Raw genomic sequence first — 21,731 nt, 5'->3', positions numbered from 1 at the left:
GCGGCCCATCGCGACACAAGGCCGCTCCTACATCGGACCGAGTCGGATTCACGCGTGCTGCTTACCGCTCAGGGCCGCATGGAAGTTGGCACTCTGGCGCAGGTACTGCTCGGTGTAGCTGTGGGTAGCGGACGCTTTGCCGCTGCTGTCGGCATGGGCATGCGTCGGCAGGACGACCGAAGCGGAAATGGCGGATGCAGCAATGACCGGGAAGAGATTGAAGTTCATCTGGGTTGACCTCGACGGCGGTGGTTTGACGGTGGCCCATCCGGGCCTTGGGTCAAACTTACGCCGCCGAGGGCGCCGGCAGAAATTCATTGCGGCAGTATCGGTTATCACGCCAATCGATATCACTCGATGAATTTCAGGTCCGACGGGGCGTCCTGCTTCAGCGTCTGCACCGTCTCCCCCAGCTTGCCGCTGCGTGGGTCGCGGCGTATCACCACGATCTGGTTGCTCTTCTGGTTGGCCACCAGCAGGAAGTTGTCACTCGGGTCGAGGGCGAATTCCCGGGGATGATCACCCTCCACCGAGCGGCGTTGCAGCAGCGTCAGCTGGCCGTCCTGCTTGCCCACGCTGAAGGCGACGATCTCGTTGCTCGTGCCACGGTTGCTCACATACAGGAAGCGCCCGTCCGCCGACAGGTGCAAGCCACCGGCCGCTTTCGCCGCCGCCTCCTGGCGCTCGGCCAGGGGCAGGCGCTGGCGTTCGACCAGGTTGCCGTCCTGCACGTCGAACATGACCACCTCGGCACTCATCTCCAGGGTCAGGTAGGCATGCCGGCCCTTGGCATCGAACAACAAATGGCGCGGCCCGCTACCCGGTGGCAGGGCCACCGACGCCGGGATCGCCGGTGTCAACGGGTGGTCGGCGCTGGCGCCGTCGTAGCGGTAGATGAACACCTTGTCAGCGCCCAGGTCGCTGGCGTAAAGGTGCCGACCGTCGGGCGACAGCACCAGCGAATGCACGTGGGCACTGGCCTGGCGCTCGGGGTTGACCCCGCTGGCCTGGTGCCGGGCATGTTGCACCACCGGCTTGAGCTTGCCGTCCCTGGCCACCGGGATCACCACCAGGCTGCTGCCGGGGTCGGGCTTGACCGCATAGTTGGCGACGAACAGGTAACGCTGGTCGCGGCTGAGGCTGGCATGGGTCGGTTCGTCACCCTGGCTGGCGACCTGGTTGAGCGGCTTGATCTCGCCCTTGGCACTGACGCTGAAACTGCTGACCTGGCCGCCTGGGGTTTCATTGACCGCGAACAGCTGGCGCTGGTCGGCCGAAAGTACCAGCCACGAGGGGCTGACGCTTTTCACCACTTGCAGCGGCGTGGGGTCGATGTGGCCGGCCTTGCTGTCAAAGCGATAACGGTAGATGCCCTGGCTGGCACCGTCGGTGTAACTGCCCACCAGCAAGGTGGCGGCAGGGACAGTGAGGCTCAGGCTCATCAGGCTAGTGGCCAGCAGGCTCGTCCAGATCCGCTTCATTGTCATTATCATCCGGGGCGCGAAAGGCACTCATACAGACTAGTCGATGCGCGCCGTCGGCATCGTCGAGTTGCCATTCGTCAGCGATGGCGACGGCAGCGGCGACTTGTTCGGCAGTGAAGGACCAGCGGCGCAACTGGCGGCCGTCCATGCATTCGACGGTGAGGCCGGATGCGTCGGCGGTGAAGTCGAAGGCGTGCAGGCCGTCGATCAGGAGCATGTCGCAGGACTGCAGGGCGGTGGCGAGGGGGGACATGGGGTTACCTGTGAGGGATGTGCCAGCATTATAACCCTGGGGCTGCGTTGCAGCCCATCGCGACACCAGGCCGCTCCTACACGGGTCGCGCCAATTGGCACGTCGCGTTCCCAGGTAGGAGCGGCCCCGCTCTTCAATGGGCAAAGATCGAGCCGCCCTCCTTGCCCACCATTTTCTCCGGCTTGATCAGGAACCGCGCCAGGGCCGGCAGCAACCACAGCGCACCAAACATGTTCCACAGCAACATGAAGGTCAGCATCAGGCCCATGTCGGCCTGGAACTTGATCGCCGAGAAGATCCAGGTGCACACGCCAATCGCCAGGCACAAGCCGGTGAACAGCACCGCCTTGCCGGTCGAGCGCAGGGTCTGGTAGTAGGCTTCCTGCAACGGTAGCCCCGCGCGCAGGAAACTCTCCAGGCGGCTGTAGATGTAGATGCCGTAGTCCACGCCGATGCCCACGCCCAGCGCCACCACCGGCAGGGTCGCCACCTTGACGCCGATGCCCAGGTAGGCCATCAGCGCGTTGCCCAGCACCGAGGTCAGCACCAGTGGCAGGACGATGCACAGGGTGGCGGCGAACGAGCGGAAGGTGATCAGGCACATCACCGCCACGCAGATGTACACCATGATCAGGATGGTCAGCTCGGCCGACTTGATCACTTCGTTGGTCGCCGCCTCGATGCCGGCGTTGCCCGCCGCCAAAAGGAACTGCAGGCCTTCCTTGTTGTGGCTGTCGGCAAACGCCTTGGCTACGGCAGTGACCCGTTCCAAGGTCTCGGCCTTGTGGTCGTTGAGGAACACCAGCACCGGTGCCAACGAACAGTCCCCGTTGTACAGGCCATCGGCGCGGGCGATGGAGTTGTTGAGGATGTCCGGGTTGCGCGACAAGGTCTCCCACTTCAGGCTGCCCTCGTTCATGCCCTTGATCACCTGCTTGGACACGGTCACCAGGGAAATCGCCGATTGCACCCCCGGGGTGTTCTGCATGGTCCACATCAGCTCGTCGATCGGCGCCATGGTCGAGTGGATCGAACAGTGTTCCGGTGGCGTCTTGACCATGATCACCAGCACATCGGAACTGGTCGAGTAGTTGCTGATGATGAAGTTGTTGTCCTGGTTGTAGCGCGAATCGGGGCGCAGCTCCGGCGCGCCCTGGTCGAGGTCGCCGATCTTCAGGTTCTGGCTGTACCACAGGCCACCGGCAAAGGCGACCAGCGCCAGCACCACGGACACCGGTGCTACCCGGGCGCTGGCGAAGTTCGACAGCAGGCGCCAGAACGGATGCTCGCGGGTGGCGTCCTGCTTGCTGCGCGCGACGGCCTTGTTGCTGATGCCGACGTAGGAGATGGCCACCGGCAGCAGGATCAGGTTGGTGAACACGATTACCGCCACGCCGATGGAGGCGCCGATGGCCAGTTCACGAATCACCCCGATGTCGATGATCAGCAGGGTGATGAAGCCCACGGCATCGGCAAGGATGGCGATCATCCCCGGCAGGAACAGCTGGCGGAAGGTGCGGCGGGCCGCGGTGAGGGCATTGTCGGCGTCGCTGGACTGCAGGGCGATGCCATTGATTTTCTGCACCCCGTGGGAAATACCGATGGCGAAGATCAGGAACGGCACCAGCATCGAGTAGGGGTCCAGGCCGAAGCCCACCGCATGCATCAGGCCCAGCTGCCAGACCACCGCCACCAGGGTGGTGATGAGCACGGCGATGGTGCTGCGGATGCACCAAGTGAACCAGTACAGCAACACCCAGGTGATGGCCAGGGCGATGCCGAAGAACAGCGCCACCATCACCAGGCCATCGATCAGGTCGCCGACCTTCTTGGCGAAACCGATGATGTGCACCTTGACGTTGGGGTTCTGCGCCTGGAACTTGTCGCGGATCTTCTCTTCCAGCTGGTGCGAGAACTGCTGGTAGTCCAGCTTCACCTGCCTGCCCGGGTCCTGCGGGTCGGGGTAGCTCTCCAGCAGCGGCACGTCGACGATGCTGGACTTGAAGTTGTTCGCCACCAGGCGCCCTACCTGGCCCGACTTGAGCACGTTGTCGCGCAAGGTATCGAGGCTGTCCTGGGAGCCGTTGTAGGTGTTGGGTATGACCTCGCCACCGGAGAACCCTTCTTCGGTCACCTCGCTCCAGCGCACGCTGGGGCTCCACAGCGACTTCAGCCCGGCTCGGTCGACACCGGGGATGTAGAACACTTCGTCATGGACCTGGCGCAGGGTCTCCATGTAGTCCTTGTCGAAGATGTCGCCGTTGACCGCCTCCACCGAGATGCGCACGGTGTTGCCCAGGTTGGCCAGGTCGTTGCGGTGCGCCATCATCTGTTCGATGAACGGGTGCTGCAGCGGGATCATCTTCTCGAAACTGGTGGACGGGCGAATCTGCGTGGCCTGCCAGAACAGGAAAATGCTCACCAGCAGGCACAAGGCGATGACCACCGGGCGGTTGTTGAAGATCAGGCGCTCCAGCAACGTGGCCTTGTCCTGGTGATGCGGGTGCATGGTGATGCTCTCCCTGCTGGTCATGGCTGCACCTCCTGGTCGGCACCCTGGGCAGTGGCCAGGTGCACGCCACCCTGCCCTACCAGCAACAGGCCACCGTTGGCCAGGCCACTGACGCTGGCCAGGGCAATGCGGTCGGTGCGGTTGTAGACACTGAAGGTGTGGCCATCGTCGGTGCTGCGCAGCACGCTGCCGCCGTTGCCGACCAGTACCAGGCTGCCATCCTCGACAAGCGTAGCGCCTGCCAGGCCGAACTCGAGGTTGCCGCGTGCGGCCTTGAGCTCGATCGGCTGCCAGCTGTCGCCGAAGTCAGTGGAACGGAACAGGTTGCCGCGCAGGCCGTAGGCCAGCAGTGTATGGGGCTGTGCCGTGCCGATCACGCCGAACAGCGAGCCCGCGTAGGGGCCCTGGACCTTGGCCCAGGTCTGGCCGTGGTCGGTCGAGCGGAACATGCCGCCCTGCTCGCCGACGATGAACAGCCCGGCCTCGCGTACCAGGGCAATGCCGTTCAGGTGCAACTGGTCGGGGTTGTCCAGGCGCTCGGCCACGTCCTGCCAGTGCTGGCCGCCGTCGGTGGTTTCCAGCAAGGCGCCGTAGGCGCCCACGGCAAAGCCATGCTGGGCGTCGAGGAAGGCCACATCGAGCAGGGGGGCTTCGCGGGAAAGGTCTTCGAACTGCTTGCTCCAGGTGGCCCCGCCATCGTTGCTGGTAAGCACCTGTGCATCATGGCCGACCGCCCAGCCGTGCTTGTCGTCGAGGAAGAACACTGCGGTCAGCAGTTGTCGGGTGGGCACGCGGGCCTGGGTCCAGGTGCGGCCCTGGTCATCGGAAAACAGGATGTGGCCGCGATCACCTACCACCACCAGGCGCTTGCCGGCCTGGGCGGCGTCGATCAGCAGGCTCTGGCTGGCCTTGGCCGATTCGGTGGAATATTCCTCGGCCGGTGCGGCCTGGACAACCTCGGCCCAAACCCCCAGTGCCAGTGCCAGCATCGCGCTGGTTGCCAACGGCCAGGCACCACGCCTGTTCTGCTGCCCCATGACTGCCCCCTGTTGTGTTCTTGTTGGTGGGTCAATGCATTGCAGGTACTGCGAAAAGCCTGAGCTAGAGGCCTGCAATAACTTGACCGGATCGTAGCGGGGATGTTTGCGGGAAGACAACGGGCGGGGTGTTATGTTTTGTTATCGGCGTGTAGCCGGGGGCCGCTGTGCGGCCCATCGCGACACAAGGCCGCTCCTACAGGGACCGCGAACGCCGGATTGACGCGGCCCCCTGTAGGAGCGGCCTTGTGTCGCGATGGGCTGCAAAGCAGCCCCACCGGCCCTCAAGCCAGGCTCTTGCTCACAACCTCATACACATCACTGGACAGCTCACCAGAAGCCAGAATCCGCTCCAGCTCGCCCTTCATCAGGGCCTGACGCGCAGTGTCATACTTGCGCCAGCGGGTCAGCGGTGCCAGTTGCCGCGAGGCGATCTGCGGGTTCAGCGCATTCAGCTCGATCACCAGGTCGGCCAGGAAGCGATACCCCGAACCATCCGCGGCATGGAAGTTGACCAGGTTCTGCCCGGCAAAGGCGCCGATCAACGCACGTACCTTGTTCGGGTTCTTCAGGGTGAACGCCGGGTGCTGCATCAGCGCCTTGACCCGCGCCAGCCCGCCCGGCAGCGTGCTGGCGGCCTGCACGCTGAACCACTGGTCCATGACCAGCGGGTTGTCTCTGAAGTGCTCGGCAAAGGCCTCCAGGGCCTTGGCCCGCTCGGCCTCGTACGGCGAATTGACCAGTACCGCCAGCGCGGTCAGGCGCTCGGTCATGTTGTCGCACTGCTCGAACTGCTCCAGGGTCGCCTCGAGCACCTGCGGCTGGCCGCTGAGCATCAGGTAGGACAGGGCGATGTTCTGCAGGCTGCGACGGGCAAAATGCTCGGCCGAGGCCATGTAGGCGGTGTTGCGCGATACCTCACGGTTGGCCTGGTAGCGCGCCCACAGGGCGTCGAACAGCTGCTCGGCGATCTGCCGGCGGGCAAACTCGCGGGCAGCGTGAATGGCATCCACATCGGCGACCTGACTGATCTCGGTGAGGTAGGCCTCACCCGGCAGCGAGAGCATCTCGGCGACCATCGCCGGGTCTAGTGCCTGGTTGCCGAGTACGGTAGCCAGGGCGGTGATCAGGCGCTGGTCGAGTTGCAGCGCTTCGCCACGCTGATGCTGACCGATCAGCTCCTGCAGCACCTGCACCGACAGCTGCTGCCCGGCTTCCCAGCGGTTGAAGCCATCGCTGTCGTGCTGCATCAGGAACATCAGCTGGTCGCGGTCGTAGGGGAAGCTGAGCTTGACCGGCGCGCTGAAGCCGCGCAACAGCGAAGGCAGCGGCTTGGCCTGGATGCCGCGGAAGGTGAAGGTCTGCTCGGCTTCGGTCACCGCCAGCACGCGGCTGCTGCCTTGCGCGGCCGCTTCACCCGCCAGTTGCAACGGCAAGTCGTTGCCGGCGGCGTCCAGCAGGCCCAGTTCCACCGGGATCACGAACGGCAGCTTCTCCGCCTTGTCCGGGGTCGGCGGGCAGCTCTGGCGGAAGCTCAGGCTGTAGGTCTGCGCGGCAGCATCATAAGCCTCGCTGACGTCCAGGCGCGGGGTGCCGGCCTGGTTGTACCAGCGCTTGAACTGGGTGAAGTCGACGCCGTTGGCGTCTTCCATGGCCTTGATGAAATCGTCGGTAGTTACCGCCTGGCCATCGTGGCGTTCGAAGTACAGGTCACTGCCCTTGCGGAAGCCATCGGCACCCAGCAGGGTACGAACCATGCGCACCACTTCGGCGCCCTTCTCGTACACGGTCAGGGTGTAGAAGTTGGAGATCTCGATGAAGCTGTCTGGGCGTACCGGGTGGGCCATGGGGCCAGCGTCTTCGGCGAACTGGTGAGTACGCAGGTAGGCGACGTCTTCGATGCGCTTGACCGTTCGCGAGTTCATGTCGGCGCTGAACTCGGCATCGCGGAACACCGTGAAGCCTTCCTTGAGCGACAGCTGGAACCAGTCACGGCAGGTGACGCGGTTGCCCGACCAGTTGTGGAAGTACTCGTGGGCCACCACGCCTTCGACGCGCTGGTGGGCAGCATCGGTGGCGGTTTCGGCACGCGCCAGCACGCAGCTGGAGTTGAAGATGTTCAGGCCCTTGTTTTCCATGGCGCCCATGTTGAAGTCGTTGACCGCGACGATCATGAAGATGTCCAGGTCATACTCGCGGCCATAGACTTCCTCGTCCCAGCGCATGGACTTCTTCAAGCTGACCATGGCGTGGTCGCACTTGTCGATGTTCTCGGGCTCGACATAGATGCGCAGGGTCACGTCGCGGCCGGACTGGCGGGTGAAGCTGTCCTCGACACACCACAGGTCACCGGCCACCAGGGCGAACAGGTAGGCCGGCTTCATGAACGGGTCTTCCCAGGTCGCCCAGTGGCGGCCGTCTTCCGCTGGCCCGCTGCCGGTCGGGTTGCCGTTCGACAGCAATACCGGGTAGCGGTGCTGCTCGGCGATCACCGTGGTGGTGAAGGTGCTCATCACATCCGGGCGGTCGAGGTAGTAGGTGATCTTGCGGAAGCCCTCGGCCTCGCACTGGGTGCAGAACATCTTGCCCGACTTGTACAGGCCTTCCAGCGCAGTGTTGCGCTCGGGGTGAATCTTGACGCTGGTATCGAGGGTGAAGCGCTCGGCCTGGGGCTGCACGGTCAGGCTGTCGGCATCCAGCCGGTAGGCATCCGCACCCAGCTCCTGGTCGTCCAGCGAAACGCGCAGCAGTTCCAGCTGCTGGCCGTCGAGTACCAGTGGCGGCAAGCCGGCACCGCGTGCCGGGTTGCGGCGCATGACCAGTTGCGCGTGGACCAGGGTGTGGTCCTCGAACAGCTCGAAGGTCAGGTGCGTCTCGTCGATCAGGTACTCGGGCGCCTGGTAATCCTTGAGGTAGATCACTTGCGGTTGTTCGGTACGCATGTGCAGGTCCTTTTTACTGGAGCACGGCCAACTGGTAGGCCGTGTACTTGCGAATGTTGATCACACCGGTGTCGAAGATCAGGTACTGGCCCTTGATGCCCAGCAGCGTGCCTTCGGCCACCGGGTCCTTGTCGAGGTTGAAGCTGACGATTTTCTTCGGGTAGGCCTCGACCGGGTATTTGATCTGCACCACGTCGGCATCGGTCAGTGGCTGGATCGCCTGCAGGCCGAAGCGCCCCTGCAGCTCGCGCAGGCCATCGGCGCAGGCGTCGAAGACCTGCTCACGAATGGCGACCAGGTCGAGCTCCTCGGCATCGCCCTTGAGCAGGGTGCGCCAGTTGGTGCGGTCCGGCACCTGGCTGCGCAGCAAATCTTCGACCAGGCCGGACTGCTGGCGGCTGGCCACGCGCAGGATCGGCAGGGCCTGGCTGGCCCCCTGGTCGAGCCAGCGGGTAGGCAACTGGGTGGCACGGGTGATGCCGACCTTGATCCCCGACGAGTTGGCCAGGTAGACCACATGGTCGGTCATGCAGAACTGTTCGCCCCACGACGGTTCGCGGCAGGTGCCGGCGTCGTAGTGGCATTTTTCCGGGGCCATGATGCACACGTCGCACTGGGCCAGCCGGGTCATGCACGGGTAGCAGTAGCCCTGGCTGAAACTGGTCTTGGTGCGTTTGCCGCAATGGCTGCAGTGAATGGCGCCAAGGTATTCCAGGCGCAGGTGCTGGCCGATCAGCGGGTTGACCGGCACCTGGGTGTCACCCAGGCGGAAGCTGTATTGCACCACCGGCGCCTGCAGGCTGACCGCCATCTTGCTCAACGAGCCACGTGCGAGTTCGATCAATGTAGCGAGTCCGACTTGAACAGAATGTTGGCAATCGGTGCCGACTTCGACGCGCATTCCTGCGGGCCCATGTAACCGGTGCGCTGGTCTTCGGGCAGGTTTTTCATCTCCCAGGCGATGACCGCCTGCAGCGACAGCTCCTTCTGCTCGGCGGTGAGCTTGCGGCCATCGGACCATTTGCCGATTTCCACCGCCAGTTTCAGGCTCTGGTAGATCTCGGGTGTGATGTTTTCGATCATTTGCGCGAAAGTGGACATAGTGTCTCCTGATTCAAGCCGACAGTTTACGCCTGGCCAGCGCCCCGCCCAAGAGCCCGGTCAGGCATCCGATGAGCAGCCCGCCGACATGCGCGGCATTGGCGATCTGGCCCAGGCCCAGGGTACCGACCACGCCGGTCAGGCACACCACCAGCCAGATCAGCATCATGGCCAGCACGCCCTTGGGCAGGTTGAAGTAACGGTTGGGCGCCAGCCACTGGTACAACCAGATGTGCCCGAGCAGGCCGTACAGCACACCGGACAACCCGCCGAACAGGCTCGGCCCGCTGGTGTAGTGCTGGGCCAGGTTGGACACCAGGCTGAACAGCACGGTCAGGCCCAGCAGCGCCCAGGGGCCCTGGCGCAGTTCGATGCGTTTGCCCAGTTCCCAGTACCACAGGCTGTTCATCGCCAGGTGCAGCACGCCGAAGTGCAGCAGCATCGGCGAGACCAGGCGCCACCACTGGCCTTGTTCCAGGCTTTGCGCCAGCGGGCTGAAGTACAGGTAGTCGCCCTGCACGCGGAAGTCGAGGAAGGTGAACCAGCTGATGGTGGTGAAGTTGTCGCCCAGGCCGGTGAGGCCGGCGACGATGAAGCACAGCAGCAGCGTGACGGTGGTGATCTTGCAGGCGCGGGCCTGTTCCGCCAGGGACGACCCTTTCGCGGGCTCGCCCGCTCCCACAGGATCGGTGGTGGCCGGCAGGTCGGCGTTGCCGTCGGGGTAGCGCTGGTAGAGTTCGCGAACGTCTGCGGCCAGGGTGTCGGGGGCCCAGAGCACCTGGACCTCACCCTCCTCGCTGACCCGGTGCGGCACCTGCAGGCGCTGCAGCAGCTGGACGAAGCCGCTGAGGTCGACCGACAGCGGCAGGCGCATCACTTCGATAATGTTCATTGGCTGGCCTGTGGGCGGTCGACATCGACCCAAACGAACTTGTGCGGGTCGATGCGGGTTTCATCATCCAGCCGGTAGGCGGCCAGCTTGCCGTAGAGCACGGCGCTGTAGTCCAGGCAGGCGAGGTTGGCACGGATCGGTGCCGGGCGGCCACTGCGCCAGTAATGGCCGACGAACAGCATGGGCTCGTCTTCGGCATAGCGCAGCAAGGCGTTCTTCTGGCTGTGGCTGAGTGGGGTATTGGCCACTTCCGCTGGCAGGGCGTCAGGCTGGAACACGATGTCGCCGTAGGTTTGCGGGTCTTCTTCCCAGAACTTGGTGCGGAAGAATGCCCGGGTCAGGCCGTCGCCGCCGGTCAGGGTCAGCCCGTCCGGCAGGCGCATGTCAGTACCGCGCAATAGCCGGTTGCACACGTTGGCCGCAAAGCTGCCGTTCACCGCCGACGCCTGGATGAAGTGCTGGTCGATGCAGCCGTCGGGGTATTGCTGGCGCAGCGGCTCGATCAGGCGTGGGTCCCAGCAGGCGTGCACCAGGCGGAAACGCCCGGCGTCGACGAACAGCGGCAGCTCGTAGAACCAGTTGACGAAGTCGTGCCAGTCCGCCGGGTGCTGGGCGAACTGGGTCAGGGTTTCGTCGATCAGCCGGGCATGTCGTGGCGTGTGCTCGCGCACATAGGCCTTGCCGCTGCCAGGCAGCGCCGGGGTCACCCAGCCCAGGGCGTTGTATTCGTGGTTGCCCATGATGCAGAACGCCTGGCCGGCCTCGACCATGTCATGGACGATATGCAGCGCCTCGCGAATGCGTGGCCCGCGGTCGACGATGTCGCCCAGGAACAGCGCCTGGCGCCACGGATGACGCCAGACGCCGGCCTGGCGCTTGTAACCGAGGGCGTCGAGCAGGCGTTCGAGGGTCAGCGCACAGCCATGCACATCGCCGATGATGTCGAAACTTCGCGCCGGATCGAGCATCAGTCGTCCCTGCCTCCCAGGCGGCTGCCCCAGCCGAGCTTGGTACGACAGACCTCGTAGTAGTTGTGGTCCAGCGGATGGATCAGGCGCAGTTTCTGCGGTTTCTTGCTCACCGTGATGGTGTCGCCGGGGGCGCAGGTGAAGTGGTTCTGGCCGTCACAGGACACCTGCGGGTAGATCTGCAGGTCCTTGGACACCACGATCTTCAGCTCGCTATTGCCATCGACCACGATCGGCCGGCCCGACAGGGTGTGCGGGTACATCGGCACGATGACGATGGCGTCGAGCTTGGGGTGCATGATCGGCCCGCCAGCCGACAGCGCGTAGGCGGTGGAGCCGGTGGGCGTGGCGACGATCAGGCCGTCGGCCTTCTGGCTGCAGACGAACTGGCCATCGATGTAGATCTCGAACTCGATCATGCGCGTGGACTTGCCCGGGTGCAGCACCACGTCGTTCAGCGCGTCGCCCTGGCCGATGGCTTCGTTGTGGCGGCGCACCTCGGCCTGCAGCAGGAAGCGGTTTTCCACCAGGTAGTGGCCGTCGAGCACTTCGGCGACCTTGTCTTCCAGTTCGTCCGGGCGGATGTCGGTGAGGAAGCCCAGGTTGCCGCGGTTGATGCCGAGCACCGGAATGTTGTGCCGGGCCAGGGCGCGGGCGGCGCCCAGCAGGCTGCCATCGCCGCCGACCACGATGACCAGGTCGCAGACCTCGCCCAGCAGCTTGCGGGTGGAAGTTTGCAGGCCGTGGCCGGGCAACACTTCGGCGATGGTGTCCTCGAGGATCACGTGCAGGTGGCGCTCGAGGAGGAATTTTTTCAGTCGGCGAATGGTGTCGAGCACCTGCGAGCTGCCAAGGCGGCCGATGATACCGATATTGCGAAATTGCTCCATGGGGCTCCTGCGAGGCTCTGCGGCGGGTGACAATGCGCCGATTATGGGCGAAACCACCGGGCAGCGGCAAACCGGCTATGCTCGCAGGATGACGCCATTCGCCTTGCTCCACGACCTGCCCCGACAGTTGCGCCGACCCGCCGTGCGCGACCTGGCCTGGGCGCTGTTGTCGCCGCCGTTGCTCAGCGCCCCGCCCTGCCCCCAGCGCCACCCGCTGGCAGGCAGCCTGTGGGCAGACCAGCCGCAAGGCCTGGAACGCTGGTTGCGGGCCCTGGATGATGATGACCGGCCATTGCGCGAGTGGCTCGCGCAACTGGGCAGCCGGCGCCTGGGCCATTACTACGAACGCCTGTGGCAATTCGCCCTGGGTCAGGCGCCGGGCATCGAAGTGCTGGCGGCGAACCTGGCGATTCGCGACGGCGGGCGCACCTTGGGCGAGCTGGATGTGCTGCTGCGCGACCGCGACGGCGTGCACCACCTGGAACTGGCGATCAAGCTGTACCTGGGGCCGGAGCACGCCGGGCAGGACCCTGCCACCTGGCTGGGGCCGGGGTGCCATGACCGGCTGGGGACCAAGCTGGCGCACCTGGCGAGGCACCAGTTGCCCATGTCGCACAGTGCGCACAGTCGCGAAGTGCTGGCGCAGCTGGGCGTCGGCCAGGTGCACGCGCATGTGTGGCTGGGGGGTTATCTGTTCTACCCGTGGCCAGGCCAGGCCGAGCCACCGCAGGGCGCCAACCCGCAGCACCTGCGCGGGCGCTGGCTGCGGCGGCGCGACTGGGTACTGGCCGAGGGTGAGCGCTGGCAGCCGCTGCCGCGGCATGCCTGGCTGGCACCGGCGCGGGTCGAAGCGGCGGACTGCTGGGAGGTGGAGCAGTTTGCAGCATGGTTGCACCTGCTGCAGCGGCAGGCACCGGCGCAATTGCTGGTGCGCCTGGAACGCGAGGCTGACGGCGCCTGGCAGGAAGCGGAGCGGGTGTTTCTGGTGGCTGACAGCTGGCCGCTTGCGCCAGAGGCATGAACCGCTGGACCGGCCTCTTCGCGGGTAAACCCGCGCGCACAGGTGCCGCGACACCTTCAGCAGCAGTAAAGTTCCCGCGGGGGCGGGTTTACCCCGCGAAAAGACCCACGCAGGTGACACAATTTTCACAGACCCAGCGCAAAGATTCACTTCCCCATAACCTTTACAGTTGTACCTGAGCGCCAGCAAGAGCGCCTTCCCGACCCTGATGACGAGGACCGATCATGGTTTCAACCACCCCCGCGCGCCATTACGCGCGCCTGTCCATCGCCCTGCACTGGCTGATGCTGGTGCTACTGGCTGCTGTCTATGCCCTTATCGAATTCCGCGGCCTGTTCCCCAAGGACAGCGTCGAACGCAACTTGATGAAAGAGCTGCACTTCATGCTCGGGCTCAGCGTGTTCGTGCTGGTCTGGCTGCGCCTGGCCATCCGCCTGAGCAACCCGACACCACCGATCACGCCAAAGCCGCCGGCCTGGCAGACCGGGCTGGCGCACCTGGTGCACCTGGCGCTGTACCTGCTGATGATCGGCCTGCCGCTGGCCGGCTGGCTGATCCTCAGCGCCGCCGACAAACCGGTGCCGTTCTTCGGCCTGGAGCTGCCGCACCTGATCGGCCCCGACCCGGACCAGGCCAAGTTCATCAAGGGCTGGCATGAACGCGTCGGCAGCTGGGGCTACTGGTTGATCGGCATCCATGCCGTGGCCGGCCTGTACCATCACTATGTCAAGCGCGACAACACGCTGTTGCGCATGCTGCCTTACAAGTAACCGCGCCGGCCTTGCAGGCCGCCGGTGTGCACCACGATCAGGCGAGTGCCGGGCGCGAACAGCCCGGCCTCGACCTGTTGCCGCAGGGCCAGCAGCGCCTTGCCGGTATACAGGGCTTCCAGTGGCACGCCGGTGTGCCGCTCGCAGTCAGCGATGAACGCCAGCAGTTCATCATCGAACTTGCCGAAGCCGCCACGGCAGGCGTCGTGCAGCTGATAGCCCTGCGTCCCCGCCAGTTCCTTCACCGCCTGCTCCACGCCATGATCGCGGGGTACGGCCAGTGCGCCATGCACCATATGCCTCCCCTCCTCGGCCAGCACCAGGCCGGCCAGGGTCGTCCCGGTTCCAGCGGCCAGCCACCAGGCGTCATAGTCGGCCCAGCCGAGTGCGGCGAGTTGGGCGCGGGCCTGCAGCAGGATCAGGGCACAACCTTGCGCCCCCGCCAGCCCGCCACCACCCTCGGCAATACACTGCCAACCCGGATAGCGCGCCTGCCAGGGTTGCCAGAAACCGGGTTGGTTGCGCGCGCGGTAGCCGCCGTAGCCCAGCCAGTGCAGCTGCATGCCCAGCGCCTGCAGGTCACGTACGGTCGGCGTGTCCTGGGCGTGCCCGCGCAGCAGCCCGGCGGTGGCGAAACCGAAGCGTTTGCCGGCGGCGGCCAGCGCGTGCAAATGGTTGGAATGGTTGCCACCTAGGCTGATCAGCCCGGGAGCTTTGCTGGCCATGGCGTGCTGCAAGTGATGGCGCAGCTTGAACCATTTGTTGCCGCTGATCAGCGGGTCGATCAGGTCCAGGCGCAGGATGGCGGCTTCGACCCTGGCGTTTTCCAGCCAGGGCAGGTTCAGTGGGTGCAGGGGGGCTTGGGCTAGGTCGAGGGGCATGCAGCGAGTTTACCAGTGAACTCGGGGGGCGCTGCGCGCCTCTTTCGCGACACAAGGCCGCTCCTACAGCGATTTGCACAACCCCGGGCCCCTGTAGGAGCGGCCTTGTGTCGCGAAAGGGCCGCAACGCGGCCCCCGGCAAATTCAGAGCTCGGCCGCCAACCTCGAACCTTGATTGATTGCCCGCTTGGCATCCAGCTCCGCCGCCACATCCGCACCGCCAATCAGGTGCACCGACTGCCCCGCCGCCACCAGCCCGTCCTGCAGCTCGCGCAACGGCTCCTGGCCGGCACAGATCACCACGTTGTCCACCGCCAACACCTGCGGTTCACCACCCGCCACGCGAATGTGCAGGCCGGCATCGTCGATGCCCAGATACTCGACACTGTTGAGCATCTGCACCTGCTTGTTCTTCAGCCCGGTGCGGTGAATCCAGCCGGTGGTCTTGCCCAGGCCGTCGCCCACCTTGGATTTCTTGCGCTGCAACAGGTATACCTGCCGCGCCGGGGCATGGGGCTCGGCCTTGACCCCGGCGACGCCACCGCGTGCTTCCAGCTGGGAATCGATGCCCCATTCCTTCCAGAACGCTTCGCGGTCCTGGCTGCTGGCCACACCTTGATGCACCAGGTATTCGGAAACGTCGAAGCCGATACCTCCCGCGCCAATCACCGCGACAGCCTTGCCGACCGGTTTGCGTTCAAGCAGCACATCCAGGTAGCTGAGCACCTTGGCATGCTCGACACCCGGGATGGCCGGCATGCGCGGGGCAATACCGGTGGCCAGGATGATCTCGTCGTAGCCTCCGGCGACCAGGCCCTGCACATCCACGCGGGTGTTCAGGCGCAGGTCCACGCCTGAGCTTTTCACCTTGTTGCGGAAATAACGCAGGGTTTCATGAAATTCTTCCTTGCCCGGCACCCGCTTGGCCACATTGAACTGCCCGCCGATCTCGCTGGCGGCATCGAACAGGGTCACCGCGTGGCCGCGCTCGGCTGCCACCGTCGCAGCGGCCAGGCCGGCCGGGCCAGCACCAACCACGGCAATGCGCTTCACCGCGCGCACCGGCAGGTAGTTGAGTTCGGTCTCGTGGCAGGCACGCGGGTTGACCAGGCAGCTGGTCAGCTTGCCGCCGAAGGTATGGTCCAGGCAGGCCTGGTTGCAGCCGATGCAGGTATTGATTTCGTCGCTGCGCCCGGCGGCGGCCTTGTTGACGAAGTCCGGGTCGGCCAGGAACGGCCGGGCCATCGAGACCATGTCGGCATCACCCGCGGCCAGCACCGCCTCGGCCACTTCCGGGGTGTTGATGCGGTTGGTGGTGATCAGCGGAATGCCGACCACGCCCCGCAGCTTGGCGGTAACCTTGCTGAACGCCGCGCGCGGTACCTTGGTGGCGATGGTCGGGATGCGCGCCTCGTGCCAGCCGATACCGGTGTTGATCAGGGTCGCGCCGGCCTGCTCGATGGCCTTGGCCAACAGCTCGATCTCGTCCCAGCTGCTGCCGCCCTCGACCAGGTCGAGCATCGACAGGCGGAAGATGATGATGAAGTTCGGCCCTACCGCGGCACGCACCCGGCTGACGATTTCCACGGCCAGGCGCATGCGGTTCTCATAGCTGCCGCCCCAACGGTCGGTGCGCTGATTGGTGTGGGCGGCGAGGAACTGGTTGATGAAATAGCCTTCCGAACCCATGATCTCGACGCCATCGTAGCCGGCCCGCTGGGCGAGTGCGGCGCAATTGACGAAGTCGGCGATCTGCTTCTCGATCCCTGCTTCGTCAAGCTCCCTGGGCTTGAACGGGTTGATCGGCGCCTGGATCGCGCTGGGTGCGACCTGCCGCGGGCTGTAGGCATAACGCCCGGCATGCAAGATCTGCAGGCAGATCTTGCCGCCGGCGGCGTGTACCGCCTCGGTGACGATGCGGTGCTTGTCGGCTTCTTCCTCGGTGCTGAGCTTGGCCGCGCCGGAATACACCCCGCCTTCATCGTTGGGCGCGATGCCACCCGTGACCATCAGCCCAACGCCGCCCCGGGCGCGTTCGGCAAAGTACGCGGCCATGCGCTCGAAGCCGCCAGGGCGCTCTTCCAGGCCGGTGTGCATCGAGCCCATCAGGGTGCGGTTGCGCAAGGTGGTGAAGCCCAGGTCCAGCGGGGCAAGCAGGTGCGGGTAGCGGTCGGCGGCCATGGAAAGGTCCCCAATTGGCGTGATCACGGGATGCGGGCGCCTCACCAGCCGATGGGCCCCCGTCGTTTGTCTGCCTGCGACAGTAAACAGCCGTTTGAACCGGCTCAATGATCGAAACTGACAAGTTGATGATCCTGGTGCACAGCTAAGATCTCGGCATACGCGAACGCATCCGCTACAAGAAAACTCCCACCTCCCCGTCCGCTCGGCCGTCCACCAAAGCCTGGATCTCTGCAAAGACATCTGAAGCCAGGCTGGCCGGGACGCCCCAATAATCGAAGATCCCACCCTCATCTCGATTCTGGCCACAGGTCACAAAAACGCCGGTCCCAAACTTCTGCTTCAGGCGCATTGCCAACCAGCCCACGAAACCGCTGTTGTCGGCGCCTTGCGGAAAATGGAATCGGAAAACACCGAACAGCTCTTGCTCGACATCACCACAGGGGACCAGTTGACTCCATACCTGGTCATCCCGTACGAGCGCCAGCGCATCGCGGCAGGCAGCATCAGGAAACGATGAAAACGGAAACTCCAAAAAGGTGTAAGAGCCAGGGAAGAATCGCACATGGGCTTGGGTAATGACGCGCAACAAGCGGCGCTCCGTATCTTCGACCGTTTCATGGGAAATGTTCACCATTCCAGACTCTCCGTTCAGTAAAGCGCGCAGCGCTTCTATTGATTGACCGCAGAGATGCTAAGCAGGAAGATCTTCAAGATAAATGCTCGAATTCAAACAACATTAACAACTAAAGATTGAGGATATGGACAAGCTTAAAAGCATGGCGGCGTTCGTAGCAGCAGCTGAGTCAGACTCCTTCTCGGCAGCCGCCGCCGTGTTAGGCGTGACGCCGCAGCTGATTGCCAAACAGGTCAGCAATCTGGAATCTCAGCTAGGCCTTAAACTGATCACCCGCACCACTCGCCGACAAAGCCTGACCGCCGTGGGCAGGGACTATTACTTGCGCTGCAAGGCTATCCTGAGCGACGTTGAAGACGCCGATGAGCTGGCGCAGTCAGCAAGCTCGACACCGCGCGGAAAAATCCGCATCAGCGCGCCCTATAATTACGGCTCTCATCGACTCATCCCGTTCCTGACCCAATACCTGACGCGATACCCGGAAACGGAAATCGAGTTGGAGTTGACCGACAGGTTCGTGAATATCGTAGAAGAGGGATTCGAAGTCGTGTTTCGGTTGGGCAAACCCCAACTGGGCGACAGCGCGGCATTGGTGCAACGCGGCTTGAGGCCTTTCAGGATGTTTGCTTGCGCATCTCCCGCTTATCTGGCACGCAAAGGCACCCCGCTCCATCCCGAACAACTCGTGGACCATGATTGCCTGGGCTATCTGTTCTCCGATCGCATGACGGACAGAGTCTGGCGATTTACCAAAAACAGGCAGACGTTCACGGTCCCCATTACGAGTCGACTGAACGTCAATAACACCCTGGCCAAGGTGAACGCCGCATTAGCGGATTTCGGCATCACGCTGTGCGTCGAGGACGTACTGATGCCTTACGTGCAACGGGGCGAACTGGTCGTACTCTTCGAGGAATTCGAAGGGCCCACGTATCCTGTCAATCTGATCTACCCCTTGGACCGTCGCCCCTCCGCAAAGCTCAGGCACTTCATAGACGAAGTTGTGGCTGCATTGGGTTCGCCGCAGGCTTGACGGAACAGGGTTGGTTGCGGATGACCGCTAACGACCCAAAGCTGACGTTCAGCAGGGTAAACGCTGTCCTATCGTGAATGGCATCTTCAAGGCGCTTGCGATCCCAGCTAGAGTTTTTATGAATTGTTCAGAAACGACGAGCGGTGGTTCTTTAATCATGTAAAGCAGGTGTTCGAACGCTACTCCAGTCAGAACGATTTCAGCGCCATTCTGCAAACCTGCCTGAGCAAATACATGGCCCTCTGGTACAGGACCGAGTTGTTCGTATGCAATCGACATCTGCGTCGAGATTTCCTTAAGTGCCTCAACGAAAGCGGCCCTCACGTCGTTGTTAAGTGGGCTCATGACAGTCATTCCTCAGATTGTGGTGACCTATGTGCCGTGAATCATTCGATCAGGTCAGACGTCCAGCCAGACCCAGGCGGGGTTGCATGCGTTATTGGCCGACCGTATAGCCATCCTTGTGTCTCTCTTCATCGCACTACTGGTAGTAGAACGTCTGCTCCTGTCTCGTCGCAGCCCTTCGTGTATTGTCTCTGCTCTCGATCAGGCGGCAGTTATCGACGCATCACTTAGGGACAAGATCCACCAGGAGCGGTTTTATCAAGGTTGACTCCATGGCCGTGAGTGCCTCATGGGCAGCTGCTCTTACTGTTTGCCATGCGCCATGCTCGAAGATGCCTCTGTCGTGGCAGGGCATCTCAAGCGTCTTCAAAGTGCAGCAGGCAGCCCAGAGACTCTCGAGAGGGGTTCGGATGTCATCCGGCAAGGCATCGCCGCAGGTACTGAGCAAATCGTGGATCGGCAGCACCTTCGATGACCAGGCTTCGCAGACTGGACAGTCAGGGATGATCTGTTGTTGTTGCTTCGCTTGCATCGCGAGAAATTCAACGGCAACCATGGCGTGATCCACAGCAGCAATGCGTTCGTGCTGCTCCTCTCCATACCAATGGCAAATCAGGCATGAGAATCCCGTCACCTTTTTCAATTCCCTCGTAAGTGCATAGCCAGCAGGTGATTGCCTACGCTGCTGGCCGTCAGTATACCCCGCCAAATGCCTGCTCTGGGTCGGTTAGCGACCGTACACCGTATCGAGTTCACCCTTGTTCTCCCTAACGCGGAGGACAACCCATGAAAACCGCTGCTACCTACCCCCATCGGCCATGGAACAAGGGAAAGCTAGTCGGGCAAAAGCCCCGCTCTGACTGAGAGATATCTGGGCCATCCGGGTAAGGCTCCAGATCGCAGAGAAATCTAGGGATCTGGCGTTGTTCAACTTTGCCATCGACAGCAAGCTGCGAGCCAGCGACTTAACCAAGCTTCGTGTGCGGGACGTAGCCCATGGAGAGCATGTTTCGTCACGAGCGATCGTGATACAGCAGAAAACTCAGCATCCAGTGCAATTTGAAATCACCGAGCAAACCCGTATGGCTTTGGAAGCCTGGACGCATCAGGCTCACCTCCTTAGCGAGGACTGTCTGTTTGAGTCGGCTACACGGTTCAGATCATCTCTCCACCAGGCAATACGCTCGAATAGTGAAAGCCTGGGTGACAGCCATTGGCCTTGATCCAACAATGTACGGCACCCACACGCTGCGGCGAACGAAGGCCTCATTCATCTATCGCAGGACCAAGAATCTAAGGGCAGTCCAACTCCTGCTTGGCCATACGAAGCTTGAAAGCACCGTCAGATATCTGGGGGATTGAGGTCGACGATGCCTTGGAGATGGCAGAGCAGACGGAGGTCTGACCATCCAAAAGCGACGGTCGAGGGCAGACCGTCGCTATCCAACCCATAGCAGCCCGTCGCGGCAGTTAAAAAGCGTCTCAGCGGACAGTCGTCGGTGCCCTCTGCACTTGCGTGAGTCACGCCCAATGTGTGTAATCGTGACCATATCGAAGTAAGGAACAAGGCATGCACCGCAACACCATAACTTTTCAGGATGCGATTCGCTCTGGAGGCGCATCGAACGGTTGTACCAGCGTTGAGCGTTATTTTGCCGACTTTAGAATCGACGAGCGTTCTCTATTGGAAATTTTAGTAAGCGCTGACGGTGGGCACTCTGACTATATGAGTGGTTTCGTATCGGGATATCCAGAACAAAATCTTCTCTTTGCCAATAGCCTGATCCGAAGCGGCCTGCCCGAGACAAGGTCCAATCGGGTAATCATCTACATTTGCCCTGAATGTGGAGACATCGGCTGCGGAGCATACTCAGTGCACATTCGCAGTTCTGGTGACGAGATCATCTGGGAGGAGTTCGCTTACGAAAACGGATATGAAGAGCCTCGCATAATCCTTGATGTTGGCCCTTTTTTATTCGGCTCTGCCTCCTATGAGCGCGCCGTTAAAGCCGCGTCTGAGATTTGATTTGGCCGTGTTAGGAAGCTGCCCCTTGGTCTTACGTACCCGATCTTGGGCGAGGCGACCACTTGCGAATGGCTACCTGAATCCCCCCTAGTTTCGTATACGCCTTCAAGCCTCTAGGATAGTCTGTTCACTCGAGGCCGGTCGCTTCTGGCCGCTTGCTGCCCTCGGCGATGGCAGCTAAGGGTCGAGTGTGGTCGCTCGCACAGACAGCAACCCGCGTTAGTCCCAGTCCATTTTGATGCTCTCTTGTTTCCTGAACGCATCCAGCACACTCTCGAAACGGGAGCGCTCGAAAGTCAGGCTCGGTATTGAGTCATACCAATCAACGGCAGGGCATTGCAAAGTGATTAAATCCCTCAGCAAACCAAATCGGCGCCACTGGACATGGTGCTCATCGGCGTGCTGCTCAGCAACAATGACGGTACATGTCAGGTCCAAGTCATCAGAGCAAACAAGCAGGGGGACCAAAGTCTCCCAGCCCGGCGCTGTGGAATAGGTCCGATCCCATACCAAATAGGTGTCGTCATCGTCGCTCAAGCCTGAATGCGCTGATACGAGGTGTAACTCAGCTTCCCGATTGTGCTGAGGTAGCCAAACCTCCAAAGGTACTCCGTCAACGGCAAACGTCGGGTAGAAGCCGAGACTGTACTTGGATTTGTGGCTTGTGATGGATAGCAAATTACTCATTCCAGCTCTCGAATCCCTGAAGTCTGTAGAGCTTACTTTTGCCAGGTGCGCATGTCTGCTTTTGGCTGATA

At 62.8% G+C, this 21,731-nt stretch carries 21 protein-coding genes and 1 pseudogene; 5 read left to right on the top strand and 17 right to left on the bottom strand.

The window, feature by feature from the left end:
* Window positions 1-48: 48 nt before the first annotated feature.
* The 11 genes from HU763_RS08190 to HU763_RS08140 form a co-directional block, all read right to left on the bottom strand.
* Window positions 49-228: a hypothetical protein gene (locus HU763_RS08190; protein WP_170029005.1), complete on the bottom strand. Its 180-nt coding sequence runs from the start codon at window positions 226-228 to the stop codon at window positions 49-51.
* 122 nt (window positions 229-350) lie between these two features.
* Complete coding sequence (locus tag HU763_RS08185) at window positions 351-1,481, bottom strand: lactonase family protein (RefSeq protein ID WP_225931937.1); 1,131 nt, start codon at window positions 1,479-1,481, stop codon at window positions 351-353.
* Window positions 1,447-1,737, bottom strand: a complete 291-nt coding sequence (locus tag HU763_RS08180; protein WP_186687361.1) for a DUF5629 family protein — start codon at window positions 1,735-1,737, stop codon at window positions 1,447-1,449. Before HU763_RS08180 ends, HU763_RS08185 begins: the two co-directional genes overlap by 35 nt.
* 133 nt (window positions 1,738-1,870) lie before the next feature.
* Window positions 1,871-4,246: an efflux RND transporter permease subunit gene (locus tag HU763_RS08175; protein WP_186687478.1), complete on the bottom strand. Its 2,376-nt coding sequence runs from the start codon at window positions 4,244-4,246 to the stop codon at window positions 1,871-1,873.
* A gap of 20 nt (window positions 4,247-4,266) precedes the next feature.
* The gene (locus tag HU763_RS08170) at window positions 4,267-5,286 is read right to left on the bottom strand and encodes a WD40/YVTN/BNR-like repeat-containing protein (RefSeq protein WP_186687359.1); all 1,020 of its coding nucleotides are present in this window, start codon (window positions 5,284-5,286) and stop codon (window positions 4,267-4,269) included.
* 284 nt (window positions 5,287-5,570) lie between these two features.
* Window positions 5,571-8,228, bottom strand: coding sequence for an aminopeptidase N (gene pepN, locus HU763_RS08165; RefSeq protein ID WP_186687357.1), 2,658 nt, complete (start codon window positions 8,226-8,228; stop codon window positions 5,571-5,573).
* Between the two features lie 13 nt (window positions 8,229-8,241).
* Window positions 8,242-9,072 (bottom strand): DUF2797 domain-containing protein, encoded by an 831-nt coding sequence (locus tag HU763_RS08160; RefSeq protein WP_186687354.1) that lies wholly within the window; start codon window positions 9,070-9,072, stop codon window positions 8,242-8,244.
* Complete coding sequence (locus tag HU763_RS08155; protein WP_161774617.1) at window positions 9,069-9,329, bottom strand: YeaC family protein; 261 nt, start codon at window positions 9,327-9,329, stop codon at window positions 9,069-9,071. Before HU763_RS08155 ends, HU763_RS08160 begins: the two co-directional genes overlap by 4 nt.
* Window positions 9,330-9,342: 13 nt before the next feature.
* Entirely contained in the window at window positions 9,343-10,221 is an 879-nt protein-coding gene (locus tag HU763_RS08150) for a rhomboid family intramembrane serine protease (protein ID WP_186687351.1), read from the bottom strand.
* Window positions 10,218-11,189, bottom strand: coding sequence for a metallophosphoesterase (locus tag HU763_RS08145; protein ID WP_170028998.1), 972 nt, complete (start codon window positions 11,187-11,189; stop codon window positions 10,218-10,220). The genes HU763_RS08150 and HU763_RS08145 overlap by 4 nt, the downstream gene beginning before the upstream one ends.
* A complete protein-coding gene (locus HU763_RS08140) occupies window positions 11,189-12,079 on the bottom strand; it encodes an NAD(+) kinase (RefSeq protein ID WP_186687347.1) in 891 nt (296 codons plus the stop codon). The genes HU763_RS08145 and HU763_RS08140 overlap by 1 nt, the downstream gene beginning before the upstream one ends.
* 43 nt (window positions 12,080-12,122) lie before the next feature.
* Between HU763_RS08140 and HU763_RS08135 the strand changes: the two genes are divergently transcribed.
* Both HU763_RS08135 and HU763_RS08130 read left to right on the top strand, forming a co-directional pair.
* Window positions 12,123-13,100, top strand: coding sequence for a DUF1853 family protein (locus tag HU763_RS08135; RefSeq protein ID WP_225931936.1), 978 nt, complete (start codon window positions 12,123-12,125; stop codon window positions 13,098-13,100).
* Between the two features lie 224 nt (window positions 13,101-13,324).
* Complete coding sequence (locus HU763_RS08130) at window positions 13,325-13,870, top strand: cytochrome b (protein WP_186687344.1); 546 nt, start codon at window positions 13,325-13,327, stop codon at window positions 13,868-13,870.
* Here HU763_RS08130 and HU763_RS08125 read toward each other — a convergent pair.
* From HU763_RS08125 to HU763_RS08115, 3 genes are all read right to left on the bottom strand, one after another.
* Window positions 13,861-14,751: a 1-aminocyclopropane-1-carboxylate deaminase/D-cysteine desulfhydrase gene (locus tag HU763_RS08125; RefSeq protein WP_186687342.1), complete on the bottom strand. Its 891-nt coding sequence runs from the start codon at window positions 14,749-14,751 to the stop codon at window positions 13,861-13,863. The two genes, HU763_RS08130 and HU763_RS08125, sit on opposite strands and share 10 nt — an antisense overlap.
* A gap of 144 nt (window positions 14,752-14,895) precedes the next feature.
* The gene (locus HU763_RS08120; protein WP_186687341.1) at window positions 14,896-16,932 is read right to left on the bottom strand and encodes an NADPH-dependent 2,4-dienoyl-CoA reductase; all 2,037 of its coding nucleotides are present in this window, start codon (window positions 16,930-16,932) and stop codon (window positions 14,896-14,898) included.
* 175 nt (window positions 16,933-17,107) lie between these two features.
* Window positions 17,108-17,569 (bottom strand): DUF6196 family protein, encoded by a 462-nt coding sequence (locus HU763_RS08115; protein WP_186687339.1) that lies wholly within the window; start codon window positions 17,567-17,569, stop codon window positions 17,108-17,110.
* Window positions 17,570-17,693: 124 nt separating this feature from the next.
* Here HU763_RS08115 and HU763_RS08110 point away from each other — a divergent pair, with 124 nt between their 5' ends.
* Window positions 17,694-18,602 (top strand): LysR family transcriptional regulator, encoded by a 909-nt coding sequence (locus tag HU763_RS08110; RefSeq protein WP_186687336.1) that lies wholly within the window; start codon window positions 17,694-17,696, stop codon window positions 18,600-18,602.
* A gap of 48 nt (window positions 18,603-18,650) precedes the next feature.
* On the opposite strand, the gene HU763_RS08105 is transcribed toward HU763_RS08110, so the two are convergent.
* Both HU763_RS08105 and HU763_RS08100 read right to left on the bottom strand, forming a co-directional pair.
* Window positions 18,651-18,947 (bottom strand): hypothetical protein, encoded by a 297-nt coding sequence (locus HU763_RS08105; RefSeq protein WP_186687333.1) that lies wholly within the window; start codon window positions 18,945-18,947, stop codon window positions 18,651-18,653.
* 223 nt (window positions 18,948-19,170) lie between these two features.
* Window positions 19,171-19,590 carry a hypothetical protein gene (locus tag HU763_RS08100; RefSeq protein ID WP_186687331.1) on the bottom strand — a complete coding sequence of 140 codons (420 nt, stop codon included), beginning with the start codon at window positions 19,588-19,590 and terminating at the stop codon, window positions 19,171-19,173.
* A gap of 143 nt (window positions 19,591-19,733) precedes the next feature.
* Between HU763_RS08100 and HU763_RS08095 the strand changes: the two are divergent.
* Both HU763_RS08095 and HU763_RS08090 read left to right on the top strand, forming a co-directional pair.
* Window positions 19,734-20,352, top strand: a pseudogene (locus tag HU763_RS08095) (tyrosine-type recombinase/integrase).
* Between the two features lie 165 nt (window positions 20,353-20,517).
* Complete coding sequence (locus HU763_RS08090) at window positions 20,518-20,973, top strand: hypothetical protein (protein ID WP_170030363.1); 456 nt, start codon at window positions 20,518-20,520, stop codon at window positions 20,971-20,973.
* A gap of 219 nt (window positions 20,974-21,192) precedes the next feature.
* Here HU763_RS08090 and HU763_RS24680 read toward each other — a convergent pair whose 3' ends face one another.
* Window positions 21,193-21,660, bottom strand: a complete 468-nt coding sequence (locus HU763_RS24680) for a hypothetical protein (RefSeq protein WP_225931935.1) — start codon at window positions 21,658-21,660, stop codon at window positions 21,193-21,195.
* Between the last annotated feature and the right edge of the window lie 71 nt (window positions 21,661-21,731).

It is taken from the genome of Pseudomonas anuradhapurensis (genome assembly GCF_014269225.2).
GTDB classification, from domain to species: Bacteria; Pseudomonadota; Gammaproteobacteria; order Pseudomonadales; family Pseudomonadaceae; genus Aquipseudomonas; species Aquipseudomonas anuradhapurensis.
This window is presented reverse-complemented; position numbering and strand designations above follow the sequence as displayed.